We start from the raw sequence: 19,436 nt of genomic DNA, 5'->3' as shown, positions 1-19,436 counted from the left end.
ATGAACGAGACAAGACATGTCGTCGCAATTGTCGACGACGATCCAAGACTGCTGGAATCGATGGGCGACCTGCTGGAATCGGCGGGTTATGTGGCCCGCGGCTTCTCGTCGGCGGGCTCGCTGCTCGTCAACGGGCTGTCGGACCTCGACCTGCTCATCACCGATATCGGAATGCCCGGCATCGACGGCTTCGAACTGCGTGACCTGGTGAGCAAGTCGCGTCCCGAGTTGCCGGTATTCCTGATCACCGGGCGCCACGAGATAGCGGATCAGGGCCGCGCTCAAGGCGCGGGCGGATTTTTCCGCAAACCTTTCGATGCCCAGGCCCTGCTGGCGGCCATCGCCAACGCTTTGCATAAATCGACAGATGGAGGGTAACATGAGAGTTGACCAGCCGTTGCTGCGGAGATCGGCGCCGTTATCATTGCAGCGCAATTGTGAAGAGGCTGAGCCGCTCGTCCTCATCGTCGATGACGACGTATCGGTTCGCGAGGCGCTGTCGGAGCTGATCCTGTCGGCAGGTTTCCGATCGGCCAGTTATGCCTCGACCCGCGAGCTACTCGACGCCGATATCCTGGATAGTCCCGGCTGCCTGATCCTCGACGTGCGCATGCCGGGGGCAAGCGGCCTCCACCTGCAACGTCATCTGGCCGAAAACGGCATTCCCAAGCCGATCATCTTCCTGACGGGGCATGGCGACATCCCGATGACCGTCCAGGCGATGAAGGCCGGCGCCGTGGACTTTCTCACCAAGCCGGTGCGAGACCAGACGCTGCTCGACGCCATCACCGCGGCCATAACGATGGATGCCGAACGACGGGCGGAAGCCGCGGTCTCCAAGCGCAACATCGAGCGCCTGGAGACGCTGACGCAGCGTGAACGCGAAGTTCTGCACGAAGTGGCGCACGGCCGCCTCAACAAACAGATCGCCTTCGATCTCGGCATCAGTGAAGTGACGGTCAAGCTGCATCGCAGCAATGTCATGCACAAGATGGAGGCCGCCTCGATCGGCGAACTGATCCGGGCCTGGGAGACATTGCCGGCGCAGATGCGTCAGGCTGGGTCGCGTTAGCTTTTAGCCGCGTGCCTATAACGGGTGCCGGCTGTCCAATTTAATGCGTGTCGTATCCGATTCGCGCCAAAAAAGACGATCCGGCACCGACAATGGGTTTCGGCGCCGCACCCTTGCGTTATCTCTAAATTAAAGCTCGGGGATATGATCTGGTGCCCGGCTTTGATTCCCCAAAGGAGATCTCGCCTTGAACAATCTATCGTCCGCCGCGCCCTTCCCTGAAACCGACGCCTTCGGCGACGAAGCCACCTTCCTGTCGGCCTTGGGGAATGCCAAACGGCTTCACATTCTGCATCTGTTGAGCGCAGGAGAAATGTCCGTGACCGTCCTGGCTGACGAAGTGGGATTGAGCCAATCTTCGACTTCCCAGCATTTGGCAATTCTTCGGGAGCAGGAACTCGTGCAGACGCGAAGGGCTGCCCAGACGATCTATTATTCACTTCAGTCGAGAGCCGCCAGGGTGATGCTCGATACGCTCGCCGACATCTTCGGATCGCATCCTCGTACGGTAGTGGACCGAGTCCGAACTGTGAACGCCTGAGGCAAATGGGGAAGGTACTGCGGCTGGATCAGGGCCAAGCTTAGCGAGCCATGATTCTGCTCGCTATTATCGGGAAGTATCGGAGCGACTGAGCTTTGGTATCGAGACTGCGGGCGCGCGGGCAGCATCCGGCTGACCGCACACCGATGCGCATCGATGGCAGGATGCCATGGCAGCAATTCTCCCGAAAAACGGGCTGGCGGACATAGGCTTTGGTTTGCTGAGTACGCTCCGGCCGCATAGCTGGGCGAGCAGCGCGGATTCTGGGACGTTCGCGGCGTGAGCCGTGTTAACCGAACGCGACAGGGATGATGAACACAGGGGTTTTTTCGGTTTCACCCTGTGGCCGACGAATTGGCAGGCGAGCGTCCCACCTGTCCGGCTCCCACCTTTTTGCTGCAGGACCGGGCGCTCCCATGCGGGCAGCGGCCGGTCTTCTTTTTTTCAGCGGATCAGGCGAAGGCGTAAGAGCCGTCCGGACGCTTCGGCACGCGCCGCTGCCAATGGATGTAACCCTCCTCCTCCATTGCCTTTTCATCCATTTCGACGCCCCAGCCGGGCCGGTCGGGCCGCAGTTCGAGATAGCCGTCCTTCGGCAGATAGGGATCGACGACGTAGCGGGTTTCCCCTTCCCGCTTCTCGATGTCGAGGCCGCCATAGACATAGGCCTGCCCCTTCGGCAGCCTATATTCGAGAATGCGGAAATTCTGCGCCGCCGCGGAAAAATGAACATTGACGGCCGTTGCAAGCGGACCCATCGGGTTGTGCGGCGCGACGCCGACGAAGAACGCTTCGGCGAGCGTGGCAATGCGGCGCATTTCGCTGATGCCGCCGACGACGCAGATATCCGGCTGGATGAGGTCGGCGCCCTTGACCTGCAGCAGCCGCAGGAACTCGTTTCTGTTGTAAAGCGATTCACCGGTCGCCAGCGTGCAGTTGAGACCCTGTTTCAGGTCGCCCCAGGCCTCGATGTTTTCGGGCCGTAGCGGCTCCTCGAAAAACAGCGGATCGTAGGGGGCGAGCGCATTGCCGAGCTGACGCGCGGCGACCGGCTCGAAAATCTTGGCATGCGCGTCGAAAGCGATCTCGTACTCGTCGTTGACAGTTTCACGCAGCGAACGGAAATAATCTGCCGAAGCTTTGACGACATTACCCCAGCGATTGGAATGCATGTCGATCCGCCAGGGGCTGAGCTTGAAGGCGGTGAAGCCCCACCCCTCCTTCAGGCGATCGAATTCGTCGCGAGCCGCCGGCGCATCCGGCGCGGTATAGACCCCGGCATAGACCTTGATGCGGTCGCGCACTTCGCCGCCGAGCAGCTTGTAGACCGGGACGTTCGCAGCCTTCGCCGCGAGATCCCACAGGCAATGGTCGAGCGCGGAGATCGCGGCAAGGCCGAGCGCGCCCGGCGGGAACCGGCTTTGCTGGATCAGCAGATTGACGAGATACTCGACGCGCGTCGGGTCCTGACCTGAAATAAATCCGTAGAGATAATCGAGCAGCGGCGGCAGCGCCTTGTCGGGGCCGTGATTGTAGCATTCGCCCCAACCCGTCAGCCCGTCATCAGTGTCGAGCGCGACGATTACGCGCGGACGGTCCTTGTCGCGGGTCATGAAAACCCGCATGCGGTCGATCTTCATCTTTCTGTCCTTCTAGCGATTGAAATAGCTGCGGCGCGCCACGCGCGTCTGCACGTAGAGGTGCTCGTTGTCGGTTCCGGGATTATAGGCGCCGGCGGCTTGCGGCACCGAGACATTGCCGCCGCTCGGGAAGCGCGCGACGAAGGCCTCGTCGATATCGCAGCCAAGTCCCGGGCCGTCGGGAACGGCGATCAAACCGTCGACCTGTTGCGGATGCGGCACGATCGTCTGGCGGCGGCCGTCCCAGTCATCGTCCAAGCGCTCGAGGATGAGGGCATTCGGGATCGCTGCCAGCAAATGCAAGGCGGCATATTCCGCCACCGGCCCGAGTGAACCCGAATGCGGCGCCATCTGGATATGATGGGCTTCGGCCATGGCGGCGATCTTCTTCATCTGGGTGATGCCGCCGGCCCGGCCTGTATCCGGCTGGATCACGTCGACCAATTCCTTTTCAATAAGTTCGCGCTCGCCGAAAATGGTCGCCGAGCGCTCGCCGGCGGCAAGCGGCACATGCGCTGCGTCGCGGATGCGCCGGTAGCCGTCGATATTCTCCGGCGCAATCGGATCTTCCACCCACATCAGTTCATAGGGTTCGAGCGCCCGCACCAGCCGGCAGGCATCCGCAGGCGTCAGCCACGGCGGCCCGTGCAGATCGATGGCAATGTCGATGTCGTCGCCGACGGCGTCGCGGAGTGCGGCGACTTTGCGAACGGGATCTGCGACCCCGCCGCACTTGATCGCCTTGATGCCGCGCTCCTTGAGTGCAAGCGCGCGCTCGGGCGTATTGGCATGCGAATAGATCGGAATCCGGTCGCGCACCTTGCCGCCGAGCAACATCCAGACCGGCACGCCGAGCGCCTTGCCCTTGATATCCCAAAGCGCCATGTCGATGCCTGTCATCGCGCCGCCGCCAACCGTTCCGAGCATGCCGTGGCCCATCATGGCAATATGCATCTTCTGCCACAGGCGTTCGATATGAGCCGGATCTTCACCGATGAGCAGCGGCGCAAGATCATGGATCGCCGTCTCGACGACACGCGGCCAGCCCGAACATTCACCGATGCCGGTGATACCCTCGTCGGTATCGATCTTCAGAAACAGCCAGTTTCTGGCGCCTCCGAACTGCTTGGAAGTGCCATCACCAGAACGGTGATCGGCCGCCCAGTTCGAGGGCTGACCGACATGCATGAGAAAGGTGCGCATCCCGGTGATTTTCATCTCTGAGAACTTCCATTCTTGAGATTGTCTGGCTTGAGATTGTCTGGCTTGAGATTATCGGGCGCGACATAGCGGAAACGCTTGGAATGATCTCGGTCCCGCGGATCGGGGCGCGGGATCGCCGATATCAGCGCCTGCGTATAGGCGTGTTCGGGTGTGCGGCAGACCTTTTCCGCATCGCCCATTTCGACGAGCTGGCCTTTGTACATGACGCCGACACGATCGCACATGTAGCGGATGACGCCGATGTCATGGCTGATGAAGATATAGGCGAGGCCGAGTTCATCCTGCAGGCGCATCAGAAGATCGAGAACCTGCGAGCGCACCGAAACGTCAAGCGCCGAGGTCGCCTCGTCGGCAACGATGACACGCGGATTGAGCGTAATGGCGCGGGCAATACCGATGCGCTGGCGCTGACCGCCGGAGAATGCATGGGGGTAACGTTCGCGCGCCCTGGGATCGAGGCCGACCTGCTCCATCAGATGGCAAACGCGCTCATCCAGCGCCCGCCCCTTGGCAATGCCGTTGACGAGCAACGGTTCGCCGATGATCTGGGAAACGGTCATGCGTGGATTGAGAGAACCGAAAGGATCCTGAAACACCATTCGCAACTCCCGCCGTGCGGCGGCCAGCGTCTGACCTTTTGCCGTTGCCAGATCGATGATGTCACCGCTGGCGTTGCGATAGAGGATTTCGCCTGCCGTGGGATCGAGCAGCCGCATGATCGAGCGGCCCATCGTCGTCTTGCCGGATCCGCTTTCGCCGACGATACCGAGCGTTTCGCCCGGTAGAAGCGAAATGGAAACGTCGTTCAGCGCTTTCACCTCGCCGAAGTCCATCGACACGTTGCGCAGTTCGAGGATCGGCGCTTTGGTCCTGTCGAGCGGCGGGCGTGCCAGGCGGATTTCGGCCTTCTGCTCCAGCTTGAGGACCGAGCCGATCAGCATGCGGGTATAGTCGTCCTGCGGCGCATGAAAGATCTGCTCGACCGGCCCGTATTCTTTGGCAACACCGTGATGCATGACGAGCACATCGTCGGCGATCTGCGCCACGACGCCCATATCATGCGTGATAAAGAGAACGGCCATGCCGTTGGCCTTCTGCAACCGGGCGATCAGGTCGAGAATTTCGGCCTGTGTCGTCACGTCGAGCGCCGTGGTCGGCTCGTCGGCGATCAGCAACTGCGGTTTGCAGGCAAGCGCCATGGCAATCATCGCGCGCTGGCGCATCCCGCCGGAATATTGGAAGGCATATCGATCCAGGGCTTTTTCCGGTGAGGGAATCTCAACCTGCTTGAGCAGCGAGATGGCCTCGGCCCGCGCCTCTGCCTTGCTCATCCTGGTGTGCAGCCGAAGCGCCTCGACGATCTGGTTTCCGACCGTGTGGATCGGCGACAGCGACGACATCGGCTCCTGGAAGATCATCGCGATGTCGCGGCCGCGGATCGCCCGGATCTGGCGCCCGCGCGGATTGAGGCTGGTAAGATCGGTCGAGCCGCCGTGTTGATCGTTCAATACGATCGATCCGGCGGCGATGCGGCCGGGCGCATCGACGATCTGCAGGATCGAACGCGCCGTCACGGACTTGCCGGATCCGCTTTCGCCGACGACACAGAGCGTCTTGCCCGGTTCGATCGAGAAAGACAGATCGCTGACGGCGCGAAACACGCCGGTGCGCAGAGGAAACTCGACGGTCAGGTTTTTCACCTGGAGCAGCGGCCTGCCGGCAATGGGAACGATATCGGTCATGCCGGCCTCATTTATTGTAGGGGTCGGCCGCGTCGCGCAGGCCGTCGCCGAGAAGGTTGAGCGCCATGACGGCGACGACGACGGCACAGCCCGGCATGAAGAGCCAGGGCGCGGTGGCGATCGAGCGAATGTTCTGGGCTTCGCGCAGCAGCACGCCCCAGGAGATGGTCGGCGGCTGCAGCCCGAGCCCCAGGAAGGAAAGTGAGGTTTCGGCAAGGATCATTGCCGGCACAGCAAGCGTGATCGACGCGATGATGTGGCTGGCGAAGCTCGGCAGCATGTGACGAAAGATGATGCGCCCTTCGCGGACGCCGTCGAGCCTGGCGGCGGCGACGAACTCCTCGGTGCGCAGCGACAGGAAACGTCCGCGAACGACGCGGGCAAGCTGCGCCCAGCCAGTCAGCGACAGAATGATCGTGATCATCATATATTGCAGCGTCGCCGGCCAATCCTGCGGTAGGGCCGCCGCCATCGCCAGCCAGATCGGGATCGTCGGCAGCGACAGCACGAAATCGATCAGCCGCTGCATGAAGAAATCGATGCGGCCGCCGTAATATCCCGAGATGCCGCCGATCACGATGCCGAGCATCAGTGACAGGAAGACGCCGACGAGGCCGATCGACAACGATACCTGCGAACCCTGCACCGTCCGGCTGAAGACATCGCGCCCGAGCCGGTCGGCGCCGAAGAGAAGCAGCGGCGTCGTCTTGTCGGGCGAGGCGATCAGATGGATGTTGGTGTTGAAGAGGCCGAACACGGAATATTCATAGCCACGCCCGAAAAACTGGACGTCGACACGTTTGGTCGTGTCTTCCTTGAAGATGGCGGCCAGGGTTTCCGGATCGCGGGTCAGCTTCATCGGGTAATAATGCGGGCCGAAGGAGAACCCGTTCTGAGTATCGATCAGATGCAATCTCTGCGGCGGATGAAAGGTTGCCCGCGCATTTTGCAGGTTCGGATCGTTGATGGCGAAGAAGCCGGGAACCAGGGCGACGATATACATCATCACGGTGACGACGAGCGCCACCATGGCCAGCTTGTGGCGGCGGAACGCCCACCAGATAAGCTGCCACTGCGAAGCGACGGCCGCGCGGTCCGGCTGAATGTTTGTGACGGCGATGTCGGCCATATCAGGCTCCTATTCCAACCGGATGCGGGGATCGACCAGCGCAAGCAGGATGTCGCTGATCAAAGAGCCTATCAGCGTCAGCGCGCAGATCAGCAGAACGAAGGCTCCGGCGAGATACATGTCCTGGGCCATCAGCGCCTGCAGCAGCAAGGGCGCGGCCGTCGGCAGATTGAGGACGATAGCGACGACGACCGAGCCGGAGATGAGGTTGGGCAGCAGCCAGGCAATCGTCGAGATGAACGGGTTGAGCGCGATCATCATCGGATATTTCATCAGCAGCCGGAATTCCGAGAGCCCCTTTGCCCGTGCCGTGGTCACGTAAGGCTTCGGCAGTTCGTCGAGCATGTTCGCACGCATGACGCGGATGAGGCTCGCCGTCGAGGAGACGGCAAGGATGATGACGGGAAGCCAGAGATGCGAGAAGAGATCGCCCATCTTGGCAAAGCTCCAGGGCGCATTCTCATATTGCGGCGAAAACAGCCCGCCGACATCCTGGCCGAATTCGACCGCTGCGATATACATCAGCACCAGCGCCAGCAGGAAGGACGGAACGGCCAGACCGAAAAATGTGAAGGCCGTGAAGAAATAGTCGCCGATCGAATATTTGCGCACGGCGGAAAAGACGCCGATCGGCAGGGCGATCGCCCAGGTGGCGATCAATGTCGAAAGAGCCAGGACGAGGGTCAGCGCCATGCGCTCCCAGATCAGATCGGAGACCGGCTGCTGCCACTCGAAGGAAATGCCGAAGTCGCCGCGCGACAGGATGCCCCACATCCATTTGAAATATTGGATGAGCATCGGATCGTCGAGGCCGAAGCGCTCGCGCAATTGCGCCGCCGTGTTCTGATCGACGATCTCGTTGGAGGCCGCCAGCGTCGCGATGTAGGTGGTGACATAGTCGCCCGGCGGCAGCTGGATCAGCACGAAAGCGAGGAAGCTGACGGCAAAAAGCGATGGAATCATCCATAGAAAGCGTTTGGCGATAAAGACCAGCATGAGGCGCCTCTTGCATTAAACGCCGCCCGCCGGGCCCCCTGTCGGCTGTCAAAGCCGGCAAGGCATCTCGGAAGGCGAACCGAAGAAAGCGCCGTACCGTCGGTACGGCGCTCGATCAAAATCAGCTCGTGAAGGTGAACTGCTGCGGCATCGCAGGCCCCGGATTGGGCCAGGACCAGCTGTCCGGCTCCTTCTCGGGAACATTGCGCAGATTGTTGCGGATGATGCCGAAGCCGCCGACCGCAAGGCAAAGGCCCACTGTCTCGAATTCCTCCGCCGCGATATCGAAGATCTGCTTCATGATCGCGCCGCGCTTGTCGAGATCGGCCGTCGAGCGCGCTTCGTCGAAAAGCTTCATACGCTTTTTCTGGCTTTCCGGCGGCTCTTCGCCACGAGCACCGTTTGAGGTGTACCACAGCGTCCACGGAATGGCGTAACGAGAGCCCTGCGGATGGAAGGCGAAAAAGTCGCGCGGATCGAGCATCGGATCGAGACCACCCGGCCCCGGCCATACCTGCGCATCATGGGCATTGTCGTCGCCGCGGGTATAGTAGAGCGCCCGCTCGATCGTGTTGACCTTCATGTCGATACCGATCTGAGCCCAATGTGTCTTGACCAGTTCCAGGGCATCGACGAGGTCGGGATAGAGCGTCGGAATGACGTCGATCGAGAAGAACACCTTCTGGCCGTCCGGCCGCAGGCGGAAACCGTCGCCGCCTTTCTTGTAGCCGGCCTGATCGAGCATCGCGCCAGCCTTGTCGGCGTCATATTCGGTGAACTGGCGCGCGTATTTCTCGTGATACCATGGATGGGTCGGGCGCGGCCCGGCCTGGTAGGGCTCGCTCTGCCCGAAATAGACGATATCGATGAGCTCCGGCCGATTGATGCCGATCGACAACGCCTGCCGGAACGACTTATCCGCAAACATCTTGCGCATGGCAGGATCTTTGTGGGTGATGTTGAAGTAGATCTGGCACTGTTGCGAGGCCGAAGGCACGAGCGTCAGCAGCCGATAATCGCCCTTCTGCATGTTCTGGGAGAGTGTCGGCTTGTTGGCCAGCACGCTGATGTGACGTTCCTGGATATCGATCTTGCCGGAGATGACGTTCAGCATCAGCGATTCGACATCCTGCGAGATGCCGAAATTGATCTCATCGATATAGGGAAGCTGGTTGCCTGCCGTATCGACCTGCCAGAAATAAGGATTGCGGGTCATGACGACGCGGGTTGCGCCACCGACATAGGGTTCCTTGACAACCCATGGATCGAGCGTCGGCTTGTCGACATTGCCCCAGCGCGTCGGGATCTCGATATCGCCGCAGCGGCTGCGGAACAGCTCCGTCCAGCTGGTGACGCCGGCCTTCTTCGCATCGGCCTCGATATTGGGATTGTACTTCGGCAGGAACTGGCTGCAGTAATGCTTTGGAAACAGCGTCGGATGCTGGCCGAGCGGCGTGGCGAGGTTTTCCAGGTAAAGCGCGTTGGCCGCCGCAAAGGTGAACTTCACGGTATAATCGTCGATCTTCTCGACTGTGACCGGCTTGCCGGCAACAGCAAGCTGGGCCGGTGTCGAGCTGTAGAGCTCGGTGTTCTTGACGCAGTCTTCGATCGCGAAAACGACGTCGTCTGCGGTAAAGGGATGACCGTCTGACCAGCGCACACCCTCGATGAGATGGAAGGTGAATTGCGTTGCGTCGTCGCTGACTTCCCAGCGCTCGGCAAGGTTCGGCTGCACGGCGGTAAAATCGAGGTTCCAGCGCACGAGACTCTGGTTGCCGACCATGCGCAGGATACCGTTGTGGTCCGACGAACCGCGAAGGCCGCGCCGCAGCGAGCCGCCATAGGTGCCGACCTTCTCGTACGGCGTCACCATCATCGGCTTTTTCGGCAGGCGCTCGGCAAGCGGCGGCAGTTTTCCATCTTTCACAAGCTGTGCAAGCGCAGGCGCTTCGCCACCTGCGGCGGCGGAGACGCGACCAGCGATGGACAAGGCGGCGACGCCGGCCATGCCACCAAGCACAGTGCGGCGGGTAACGCCACGCGACAGTATTTCGTTCGGCATCGAGTTCCTCCCTTTCTACGCCGGTGCAATTTTTGAACCGGCTGATGCGGCGGGTTCCCGACCTGCCGCTTGCGCCCTCCTCGGCGCTGGGACCGAACCATAGACACGTTCCCAAATGATTACAAGAGTTGACAGATAATTACAAATTTCGTAGCGATGCAACATCGGGGCCGGGATTTCCCGCCCTGAAATCAAGGCTGCAGCGGATAAAAGGCGGCAATCTGTTAGAATCTGTGTGCGGCCATTGAGATCATCGGCCGGCGCCGGCAAAGCCCGCAGCGTTCAGAGAAAAGGACGATAATGACATTTGAGGTCGACGCCGTTTCGAACAGAGGCGCAACGCGCTTCAGCGACATCATCTACGAGAAGATCGTAGGGATGATTGCCGACGGCGCCTTTCCGGTGAACGAACGGCTGCCGTCGGAGACCAAGCTCGCCGCTGATTTCGGCGCCTCGAGACCTGTCGTGCGCGAAGCGCTCGAGCGCTTGAGGGCCGATGGCCTGGTGGTTTCACGCAAGGGCTCCGGCTCCTATGTCAGGCAAAGACCGGACTCGTCGATGCTGAAAATGGTGCCTGTGGGATCACTCGCCGATGTCCAGCGGTTTTTCGAATTCCGCGCCGGCCTCGAAGCCGAGGCCGCGGAGCTTGCCGCAAGAAACTGGCAGCCGGAGGACCGGGAGCGGATAACGGCGGCACTTCTTTCGATCGAACAATGTCTGCGCAACGGAGAGCTCGGCGCCGAGCAGGACCAGGCGCTGCACGATGCCATCGCCATGGCGACCGGGAACCAGTTCCATATCACCGTGCGCGAATGGTTCAGGCCGCATTTCGCGATCGGGCATTCCGTGACGCGAAGCTTGAGCCTGAAACGGACGCTGGAGCAGATCCGCAGCGTCCAGGATGAGCATGCGGTGATCGTCGAGGCGATCTTCGCGCGCAACGAAACCGAGGCCCATGACGCCATGAAAAGACACATACTGAATGCCCGCGCACGCATGTTCCAGGGCGTTTGACCGATAATGGGAGGAGAAACGATGAGAAGGGTCGCTCTTACAGGTGCTGCCGGACGTGTCGGAACGCTACTGCGCCCGCATCTTCAGCCGCATGTCGAGCATTTGCGCCTGATCGATCTCCAGGAGCCTCCCGGACTTAGTGAAAACGAGACGTTCGTGAGAGCCGACCTTACAAAGCCCGACGAGGCAACGGCTGCGCTGAAGGATATCGACGGCGTCGTTCATCTTGCGGGTATCGCAAGCGGCATCGACATGAATGCCATTCTGCACGCAAATGTGCTTGGAACCTACAATCTCTACGAAGCCGCGCGGACCAACGGAGTCCAGCGGGTCGTCTATGCATCGAGCAACCATGCGACCGGCTTCTATCCACGTGGCGAAACCATCTCGCCGCTCGATCCCATGCGTCCCGACAGCCCGTACGGACTTTCCAAATGCTGGGGCGAACTGGTGGCGGGGCTTTACTACGACACGGCGGGCATTCGTTCCCTTTCCATCCGTATCGGCAATGCCGGCACCTATCCCAACAGCGAGCGATCGATTGCGATCTGGATCAGCGCGCGGGATCTGGCACAACTGGTGCGGATCGGGCTGACCCACCCATTGATTGCCGCGACCGTCGTCTATGGTGTTTCCGATACCGAGGAAAAATGGTGGGACAACGATCTGGCGACGAGGCTCGGCTACCGGCCACAGGACCGGCCGCGCGATCACGCCCGCATCGAACAGGGATCCGAAGGGCCGGTCGCGCAGGCGTTCCAGGGTGGTGGATTCTGCGAGATCAATCATGACGGCACCATTCGCATGCGTGACGCCGAAGGCCTGACCAAGAGCCTGGAGGCTGCCGAATGACGGTGCCTCGGATCATCCGCCCGGACGTCCGTTCCGTGATCCGGCAACCGTTGACGGTCGGTGAATCGCCGGTATGGGACGATGAGACCGGCACCCTGTGGCTGGTCGATATTCTGGCGCCGGCGGTCGTGCGGCTGCAGGCCTCGGGACAAATCGATCGCTTCGCCATGCCGGCCGCAATCGGTTGTCTCGGGCTTTGCCGCGATCACAGGATGGTCGTAGGCCTCCAGACGGGCGTCCATCTCTTCGATCCCGTCTCCGGCGACATCGAATTTTTGTGCGACCCGGTCGGGCGTGCCTTCAACGGCCGCCTCAACGACGGAAAGATCGGACCCGACGGGCACTTCTGGATCGGCTCGATCAGCGAAGCCAAGCCGCAGATCGATGAGGCCGCACTTTACCGCGTGGGGGCCGACGGCAGCGCCCGGACCGTTGCAACGGGACTGACGAGTTCCAACGGCCTTGCCTGGTCGCCGGACGGCCGGCGGATGTATCACTCCGACAGCCGGCAATGTTTTCTGCAGGCATTCGACTTCGATCCCGATACCGGCGACCTGGGCGACGGCCGGCGGCTTCGCAGCTTTACCGAAGAAGACGGGCGGCCGGACGGCGCCGCCATCGATCGTGACGGCTTTTACTGGAGCGCCGGCGTTTCCGCCGGCCGTCTCAACCGCATATCGAGCGAAGGGGAAATCGTCGAGATCTACATTCTGCCGGTGGCAGCACCGACGATGCCGTGTTTCGGAGGGCCGGACCTCCGGACCCTCTTCGTCACCAGCCTGTCGACGGACCGCACCGGACGTTTCGAAGCAGGCACCGTCATCGCCTTCGACGTGGATGCGGAGGGTTTGGCGCCCTTCCGCTTCGGATGACGATCATTTTTTGATGGAAGCTAACGGGGAAGAAAAATGAGCATCGCGATCATGCGCAAGGCGCTCACGGGCGTGTCGGGCGTTCCCGTCACGGCCTATGACGGTAAAGGCGAAGTCGAACCGCGGATGACCGCCAAGGTCTATGCGCGGGTGGCGGCGGCCGGCATTCACAACATTGTCGCTGCCGGCAATACCGGCGAATTCTATGCGCTGACGCCGCAGGAGATCCGGATCGTCCACGAGGCGGCGGTTTCAGGCGTTAGCGGCCGGGCGCCGGTGACGGCGGCGATCGGCCGGTCGCTGCGCGAGGCGATCGGCATGGCCAGGGATGCGGCCGCGATCGGCGCCTCCGCCGTCATGTCGCATCAGCCCGTCGATCCTTTCGCAGCACCTTCGGCCCAGATCGACTATTTCTGCAATCTTGCGGATGCGTCCACCCTGCCGCTCGTCGCCTATGTCAGGGCCGAGGGTTTCACCGTCGCCGAGATCGTCCGTCTCGCAAACCACGGCAATATTGCCGGCATCAAGTTCGCCACAACAGATCTGATGCTGCTGTCGCGAGCAATCCCGGCGGCCGATCCGGCCGGTGCGTTGTTCGTCTGCGGCCTGGCGGAGAGCTGGGCGCCGACGTTCACCGCTGCCGGCGCGCGCGGCTTCACCTCGGGCCTCGTCAACGTCGCGCCGAGATTGTCGCTTGCCGTCCACGACGCGCTCGAGAAAGGCGACTTCGCTGCGGCGAGAGCAATCGTCAACAAGCTCGAACCCTTCGAGCGGATGCGCACCAAATTCCGCAACGGCGCGAACGTGACCGTCGTGAAAGAGGCCGTCACCTATTCCGGCCTCGATGTCGGCCCGGTGCGCGTGCCGGGATTGCAGCGGCTCGATGCGCATGATCGCGAGGAATTGCATCGGTTGCTGCAAGCCTGGCAGGCCGCAGGCGACATTCAGGTCCAAGCGGACGAGGAGTCCATAAAGGCAGCCGGCTGAGCCGGCACGAATTTCCACAAGCAACAGGCGCGGGGGATGGCCGCGCCACAGGATTGGGAGGTCTAGAGATGCTAAGACAGCTACTGACAACGATCGCGATTACCGGCGCCCTGATGACGACGCAGCCTGCCTGGGCGGCATCGCCGCCCAATATGCTGGTGATAGGGACGAACCTCACCGGGATCCGCACGCTCGATCCGGCCCAGAACAACGCCCGCACGGTCTCCGAGCTGATTTCGAATCTCTACGACAACCTCGTGCAGCTGTCGTCTGACGATCTCAAGACGCTGAAGCCGATGCTTGCGACGAAATGGGAGGTCTCGCCTGATGGCAAGGTCATCACGCTGACCCTGCGCGATGACGCGACCTTCCAGAGCGGCAACAAGGTGACCGCCGAGGATGCGGCCTGGTCGATCCAGCGCGTCATCAAGATGGGCCAGGTCGGCTCCACCGACGTCGCGCTCTGGGGCTTCAAGCCCGACAACGTCGAAAAACTCGTTCGGGCAAAGGATGAACATACGCTGGAGATCGAGCTGCCGCAGGCGGTCAATACCGACCTGGTGCTCTATTCGCTGGCCGGCTCGTCGATCGGCATCGTCGACAAGAAGACGGTGCTGTCGCATGAGGCAAACGGTGATTTCGGCGGCGCCTGGCTTTCGGCCAATTCCGCCGGCAGCGGCCCGTTCAGCCTGGCGCAATGGCGGCCGAACGATGTGGCGATCTTCAATGCGCAGCCGAAATATTGGGGCGGCAAGCCCGCCATGGCCCGCGTCGTCGCCCGTCATATCCCGGAATCCGGCAATCTCCGGCTGCAGCTCGAAGCAGGCGACGTCGATGTCGGCCAGTATGTGGCAAGCGGCGATCTCGATGCACTCGCCACCAACAAGGATATGGTGATCGACAATGTCCCGGGTCTCGGCTTCTACTACATCGCCCTCAACCAGAAAGATCCGGACCTGCAGAAGCCGAAGGTCCGAGAGGCCTTCCAGCACGCCTTCGACTGGAAGGCGATCTCCGGCAACATCATGCGGTATACCGGTTTTCCCTGGCAGTCGATGATCCCGCGCGGCATGATCGGCGCTCCCGAGGAGGCCGACGTCCGCTACGATTACGATCCCGCCAAAGCCAAGCAGCTGCTGGCGGAAGCAGGATATCCCAATGGACTGAAGAAGGTCCTCAACCCCTCGGGGGCGCCAACCCTGCCCTTCGCCGAGGCGCTGCAGGCGAGCGCTCGCGCCGCCGGCCTCGATCTCGATCTGGTGCCGGGCGAGTTCACCCCCGCCTTCCGCGAGCGAAAATTCGAAGTGCTGCTCGGCAACTCCGGCGCCCGCCTGCCCGATCCGTTCGCCGTCGCCACGCAATACGCCTTCAACCCCGACAATAGCGACGAGGCGCGCCTCGGCAGCTATTACCTCTGGCGCACGGGCATGAAAGTGGACGACCTCAACACACTTATCGATCAATCGATGAGGGAGCGCGACACGCAAAAGCGCACCGATATCTTCAAGAAGATGGACGGGATCTATGCCGGCATGGCCGCCCCGCTCGTCATCTTCTTCCAGCGAACCGACCCCTATGTCATGCGCGTCAACGTCAAAAACTATCACGGGCATACGACCTGGTCGACGCGCTGGCATGACGTGACGAAGGAGTAGAGCGCGTGGCGAGCGCCGATCTGACATCGAAGCAGCAGGGCCGTCGCTCGGCGGAGGGCGGGTTCGCCGATGCGGCCCCGCACCCTCTCATGAGCCTGTTGCGGCGCCTGGCGGGACGCGTGGTGGCTGTCGTCACGACGCTGCTCGGCCTGCTTTTCCTGACCTTTTCGATGGGTCGCCTGCTGCCTGCCGATCCGGTGCTATCAATCACCGGGGCGGAGGTCAGCAAGGAAGTTTACGATCGCGTGTATCACGAGCTGGGGCTCGGCCAGCCCATCTGGATGCAGTTCCTCTCTTATGTCGGCAAGATCGCCACAGGCGACCTCGGCATGTCGGCAACCACGGGCCAACCGATCCTCACCGATCTCATGACCATCTTTCCCGCGACGATCGAGCTTGCGATCATCGCCATGATCATCGGCGCCATTATCGGCATCCCGCTCGGCATCACCGCTGCGGTCAGGCGCGGAACAATCATCGACCACATTGCCCGGATCGTTGCGCTTGCCGGCCATTCCATCCCGATCTTCTGGACCGGGCTGATGGCGCTGTTCATCTTCTATGCAAAGCTCAAGCTCGTCGGCGCCTCGGGCCGGATCGACGTCTTCTACGAGGGCCTCGTCACGCCGATGACCGGCTTCCTGCTGATCGACGCAGCGCTGCAGCAGCAATGGGACGTGTTTCACAATGCGCTCGGCCATATCATCCTGCCGGCGGCGATCCTCGGTTATTACTCGGTCGCCTATATCAGCCGCATGTCGCGCAGTTTCATGCTGGAACAGCTCAGCCAGGAATACATCATCACCGCACGGGCAAAGGGGCTCGGCACCCGCAAGGTCGTCTGGCGCCATGCGTTCAGAAACATTCGCGTGCAGCTGCTGACGATCCTGGCGCTGACCTTCGGCGGGCTGCTCGAGGGCGCGGTGTTGATCGAGACGGTCTTCGGCTGGCCCGGGCTCGGCCAGTATCTCACCCGCGGATTGCAGATGAATGACATGAACGTGGTGATGGGTTCGGTGCTGACGATCGGCGCCGTCTTCCTGACCATCAACATCCTGTCGGACTTCCTCTATCGCATTCTTGATCCGAGAACACGGTGACGCCATGACGATCTCCACCGAAGACGCAGACAGCGCCAACGCCGGCGGCTTTCGCAGATGGCTGCAGGCGCCGGAACCTCAGGGCTGGTTTCAGTCGTCGATGCAGCAGATCCATCAGGGCTGGCTGAAATTCAGCCTGCACCCGCTTGGTCTCGCCGGCCTTGTCATCATCGTGCTCCTGATCGTGGTGGCGACGGCCGCCCCTCTGCTGACGAGCTATGATCCGATCGTCCAGGACATGGCCGGGCGGCTTGCACCGCCCTCGGCCACCCATTGGCTCGGCACCGACAATTTCGGCCGCGATGTCTTTGCGCGGGTGATCTACGGCGCCCGCACGACGCTCTACATCATCATGCTGGTGACGATCATCGTCGCACCGCTCGGCCTGCTGATCGGCACCTTCTCCGGCTATTTCGGCGGCATCGTCGACGAAACCCTGATGCGCATCACCGATATTTTCCTCTCTTTCCCCGGGCTGGTGCTGGCGCTCGGTTTTGCCGCAGCCCTCGGCCCCGGCATTACCAACGCGATCATCGCGATCTCGTTGACCGCCTGGCCGCCGATCGCCCGGCTGGCACGCGCCGAGACGCTCAGCCTTCGCAAGGCGGATTATATAGCCGCCGTGCGCCTGCAGGGCGCGACATCAATTGCGATCATCACCCGCCACATCCTGCCGATGTGCATTCCCTCGGTGATCGTGCGCGTCACCCTCAATATGGCCGGTATCATCATCACCGCCGCCGGCCTCGGCTTTCTCGGCCTCGGCGCGCAGCCGCCCTGGCCGGAATGGGGATCGATGGCCGCCAGCGGCCGCGAATTCATGCTCGATAGCCCATGGGTGATCGCAGCACCCGGCATTGCCATCGCGCTCGTCAGCCTCGCCTTCAATCTCGTCGGCGATGCGCTTCGCGACGTCCTCGACCCGAGAGGTTCGGAATGACAGAGCCCCTGATCGATATTCGCAACCTCGAAATCGCCTATGGCGGCGGCCACATGCGCGCTGTGCGCGGCGTGAGTTTTACGCTCGGACAGGAAAAGCTCGGCATTGTCGGTGAATCCGGATCGGGAAAGTCTACCGTCGGTCGCGCGATCATGAAGCTGCTGCCGCCGACCGCAAAGGTCAGCGCCGAACGGATGCGCTTTCGCGACGTCGACCTCATCACGGCAGACGAACGAAGGATGATGACGATCAGGGGGCGGCGGATCGGCCTGATCCTGCAGGACCCGAAATATTCGCTCAATCCGGTGATGCGGATCGGCGAGCAGATCGCCGAGACCTATCGCTTCCATCATCCGAAGGTAAGCAAGGCAAAAACCTACGCCCAGGCGCTCGACATGCTCGAAGCCGGCCAGATCCGCGATCCCGAACGCGTCGCCCGCCTCTATCCGCACGAGATATCCGGCGGCATGGGCCAGCGCGTGATGATCGCCATGATGCTGATTGCCGAACCCGAAGTGCTGATCGCCGACGAGCCGACCTCGGCGCTCGATGTCACGGTCAGGCTGGAGATCCTGGCCCTGCTCGATGAACTCGTCGCCCGTCGCAATCTCGGCCTGATCTTCATCAGTCATGACCTCAACCTCATCCGCAATTTCTGCGACCGCGTCCTCATCATGTATGCGGGCCGCGTCGTGGAAGTGCTCGATGCGCGCGATCTCGACAAGGCCAGACACCCTTATACGCAAGGATTGCTGGCATCCCTGCCGACGATCGAAAATCCCCCCGCCCGGCTGCCGATCCTGAAGCGCGATCCCGCCTGGCTTGACGACCGCGCATTGGAGCCGCCGCGATGATCCGGATCGACAATCTCACCATTCGTTTCGCACACGGCCAAAGGCCTGTTGTCAGAGACGTAAACCTCGCCATCGAAAAAGGGACGGCGTTCGGCCTGGTCGGCGAGTCCGGCTGCGGAAAATCGACCGTCCTCAGAGCTCTCTCCGGCCTCAACGCCAATTACGACGGCCGCATCGAACTCCAGGGTGAGATGCTGGACCGGCAGCGCAGCCGGCCGTTCTTCCGCCGGGTGCAGATGGTGTTTCAGGACCCCTACGGATCGCTCCACCCCCGCAAGACCATCCGCTCGCAGCTGAAGGAACCGCTGCGCAACCAGGGACTGGATACGAATTCCGTCGATGTCAACGCGGTGCTGAGATCGGTCGGCCTCGATCCGGCGCTGAGCTACAGATTTCCGCACCAGCTCTCCGGCGGACAGCGCCAGCGCGTGGCGATCGCCAGGGCCCTGATGCTCAACCCCGACGTCCTGCTTCTGGACGAACCGACATCGGCGCTCGATGTGTCGGTGCAGGCCGAAATCCTCAATCTGCTGCAGGACCTGCGCAAGGAGCGCGGCCTCACCTACCTCCTCGTCAGCCACGACCTCGCCGTCGTCTCCCACATGTGCAGCCGCGTCGCCATCATGGAAGCGGGCGAGATCGTCGAGCAGGTCGATATCGAGGCGTTGCGAAGGGGCGCCGTCGAACATCCCTATTCGCAGCGCCTGCTGCGGGCGAGCCGGATGTACGGGAGGGCATAACCGCTACCGGCACGCC

At 61.9% G+C, this 19,436-nt stretch carries 18 protein-coding genes; 12 read left to right on the top strand and 6 right to left on the bottom strand.

The features are described 5' to 3' along the window. The 3 genes from GGD57_RS06065 to GGD57_RS06055 all read left to right on the top strand — a co-directional run bounded on the left by GGD57_RS06065 (position 1) and on the right by GGD57_RS06055 (position 1,613). Entirely contained in the window at positions 1–378 is a 378-nt protein-coding gene (locus tag GGD57_RS06065) for a response regulator (RefSeq protein WP_184468028.1), read from the top strand. Position 379: 1 nt separating this feature from the next. After that, positions 380–1,072 carry a response regulator transcription factor gene (locus tag GGD57_RS06060; protein WP_184467838.1) on the top strand — a complete coding sequence of 231 codons (693 nt, stop codon included), beginning with the start codon at positions 380–382 and terminating at the stop codon, positions 1,070–1,072. Positions 1,073–1,259: 187 nt separating this feature from the next. Further along, the gene (locus GGD57_RS06055; protein ID WP_184467834.1) at positions 1,260–1,613 is read left to right on the top strand and encodes an ArsR/SmtB family transcription factor; all 354 of its coding nucleotides are present in this window, start codon (positions 1,260–1,262) and stop codon (positions 1,611–1,613) included. A 452-nt stretch (positions 1,614–2,065) separates the two neighbouring features. On the opposite strand, the gene GGD57_RS06050 is transcribed toward GGD57_RS06055, so the two are convergent. The 6 genes from GGD57_RS06050 to GGD57_RS06025 all read right to left on the bottom strand — a co-directional run bounded on the left by GGD57_RS06050 (position 2,066) and on the right by GGD57_RS06025 (position 10,406). Continuing rightward, on the bottom strand, positions 2,066–3,253 hold the full coding sequence (locus GGD57_RS06050) for a galactarate dehydratase (RefSeq protein WP_184467832.1): 1,188 nt from the start codon (positions 3,251–3,253) through the stop codon (positions 2,066–2,068). 12 nt (positions 3,254–3,265) lie between these two features. Next, complete coding sequence (locus GGD57_RS06045) at positions 3,266–4,471, bottom strand: mandelate racemase/muconate lactonizing enzyme family protein (RefSeq protein ID WP_184467830.1); 1,206 nt, start codon at positions 4,469–4,471, stop codon at positions 3,266–3,268. Continuing rightward, positions 4,468–6,219 carry an ABC transporter ATP-binding protein gene (locus GGD57_RS06040; RefSeq protein WP_184467828.1) on the bottom strand — a complete coding sequence of 584 codons (1,752 nt, stop codon included), beginning with the start codon at positions 6,217–6,219 and terminating at the stop codon, positions 4,468–4,470. The genes GGD57_RS06045 and GGD57_RS06040 overlap by 4 nt, the downstream gene beginning before the upstream one ends. Positions 6,220–6,226: 7 nt before the next feature. Then, complete coding sequence (locus GGD57_RS06035; protein ID WP_184467826.1) at positions 6,227–7,348, bottom strand: ABC transporter permease; 1,122 nt, start codon at positions 7,346–7,348, stop codon at positions 6,227–6,229. Positions 7,349–7,357: 9 nt separating this feature from the next. After that, on the bottom strand, positions 7,358–8,344 hold the full coding sequence (locus tag GGD57_RS06030) for an ABC transporter permease (protein WP_085740648.1): 987 nt from the start codon (positions 8,342–8,344) through the stop codon (positions 7,358–7,360). A gap of 121 nt (positions 8,345–8,465) precedes the next feature. Next, a complete protein-coding gene (locus tag GGD57_RS06025; protein ID WP_184467824.1) occupies positions 8,466–10,406 on the bottom strand; it encodes an ABC transporter substrate-binding protein in 1,941 nt (646 codons plus the stop codon). Positions 10,407–10,706: 300 nt separating this feature from the next. Here GGD57_RS06025 and GGD57_RS06020 point away from each other — a divergent pair, with 300 nt between their 5' ends. The 9 genes from GGD57_RS06020 (at position 10,707) to GGD57_RS05980 (ending at position 19,420) form a co-directional block, all read left to right on the top strand. Further along, on the top strand, positions 10,707–11,420 hold the full coding sequence (locus GGD57_RS06020; protein WP_184467822.1) for a FadR/GntR family transcriptional regulator: 714 nt from the start codon (positions 10,707–10,709) through the stop codon (positions 11,418–11,420). A gap of 21 nt (positions 11,421–11,441) precedes the next feature. Next, positions 11,442–12,272: an NAD-dependent epimerase/dehydratase family protein gene (locus tag GGD57_RS06015; RefSeq protein WP_184467821.1), complete on the top strand. Its 831-nt coding sequence runs from the start codon at positions 11,442–11,444 to the stop codon at positions 12,270–12,272. After that, entirely contained in the window at positions 12,269–13,144 is an 876-nt protein-coding gene (locus tag GGD57_RS06010) for an SMP-30/gluconolactonase/LRE family protein (protein ID WP_184467819.1), read from the top strand. Before GGD57_RS06015 ends, GGD57_RS06010 begins: the two co-directional genes overlap by 4 nt. A 36-nt stretch (positions 13,145–13,180) precedes the next feature. Then, the gene (locus GGD57_RS06005) at positions 13,181–14,131 is read left to right on the top strand and encodes a dihydrodipicolinate synthase family protein (RefSeq protein WP_184467817.1); all 951 of its coding nucleotides are present in this window, start codon (positions 13,181–13,183) and stop codon (positions 14,129–14,131) included. Positions 14,132–14,199: 68 nt separating this feature from the next. After that, a complete protein-coding gene (locus tag GGD57_RS06000; protein WP_184467815.1) occupies positions 14,200–15,786 on the top strand; it encodes an ABC transporter substrate-binding protein in 1,587 nt (528 codons plus the stop codon). Positions 15,787–15,791: 5 nt separating this feature from the next. Next, positions 15,792–16,886 carry an ABC transporter permease subunit gene (locus tag GGD57_RS05995; protein WP_184467813.1) on the top strand — a complete coding sequence of 365 codons (1,095 nt, stop codon included), beginning with the start codon at positions 15,792–15,794 and terminating at the stop codon, positions 16,884–16,886. A gap of 4 nt (positions 16,887–16,890) precedes the next feature. Further along, complete coding sequence (locus tag GGD57_RS05990; RefSeq protein WP_184467811.1) at positions 16,891–17,826, top strand: ABC transporter permease; 936 nt, start codon at positions 16,891–16,893, stop codon at positions 17,824–17,826. Beyond that, a complete protein-coding gene (locus GGD57_RS05985) occupies positions 17,823–18,680 on the top strand; it encodes an ABC transporter ATP-binding protein (protein WP_184467809.1) in 858 nt (285 codons plus the stop codon). Before GGD57_RS05990 ends, GGD57_RS05985 begins: the two co-directional genes overlap by 4 nt. Continuing rightward, positions 18,677–19,420: an ABC transporter ATP-binding protein gene (locus GGD57_RS05980; RefSeq protein ID WP_184467807.1), complete on the top strand. Its 744-nt coding sequence runs from the start codon at positions 18,677–18,679 to the stop codon at positions 19,418–19,420. The genes GGD57_RS05985 and GGD57_RS05980 overlap by 4 nt, the downstream gene beginning before the upstream one ends. Positions 19,421–19,436: the final 16 nt, after the last annotated feature.

The organism is Rhizobium esperanzae (genome assembly GCF_014197615.1).
GTDB lineage: Bacteria > Pseudomonadota > Alphaproteobacteria > Rhizobiales > Rhizobiaceae > Rhizobium > Rhizobium esperanzae_A.
This window is presented reverse-complemented; position numbering and strand designations above follow the sequence as displayed.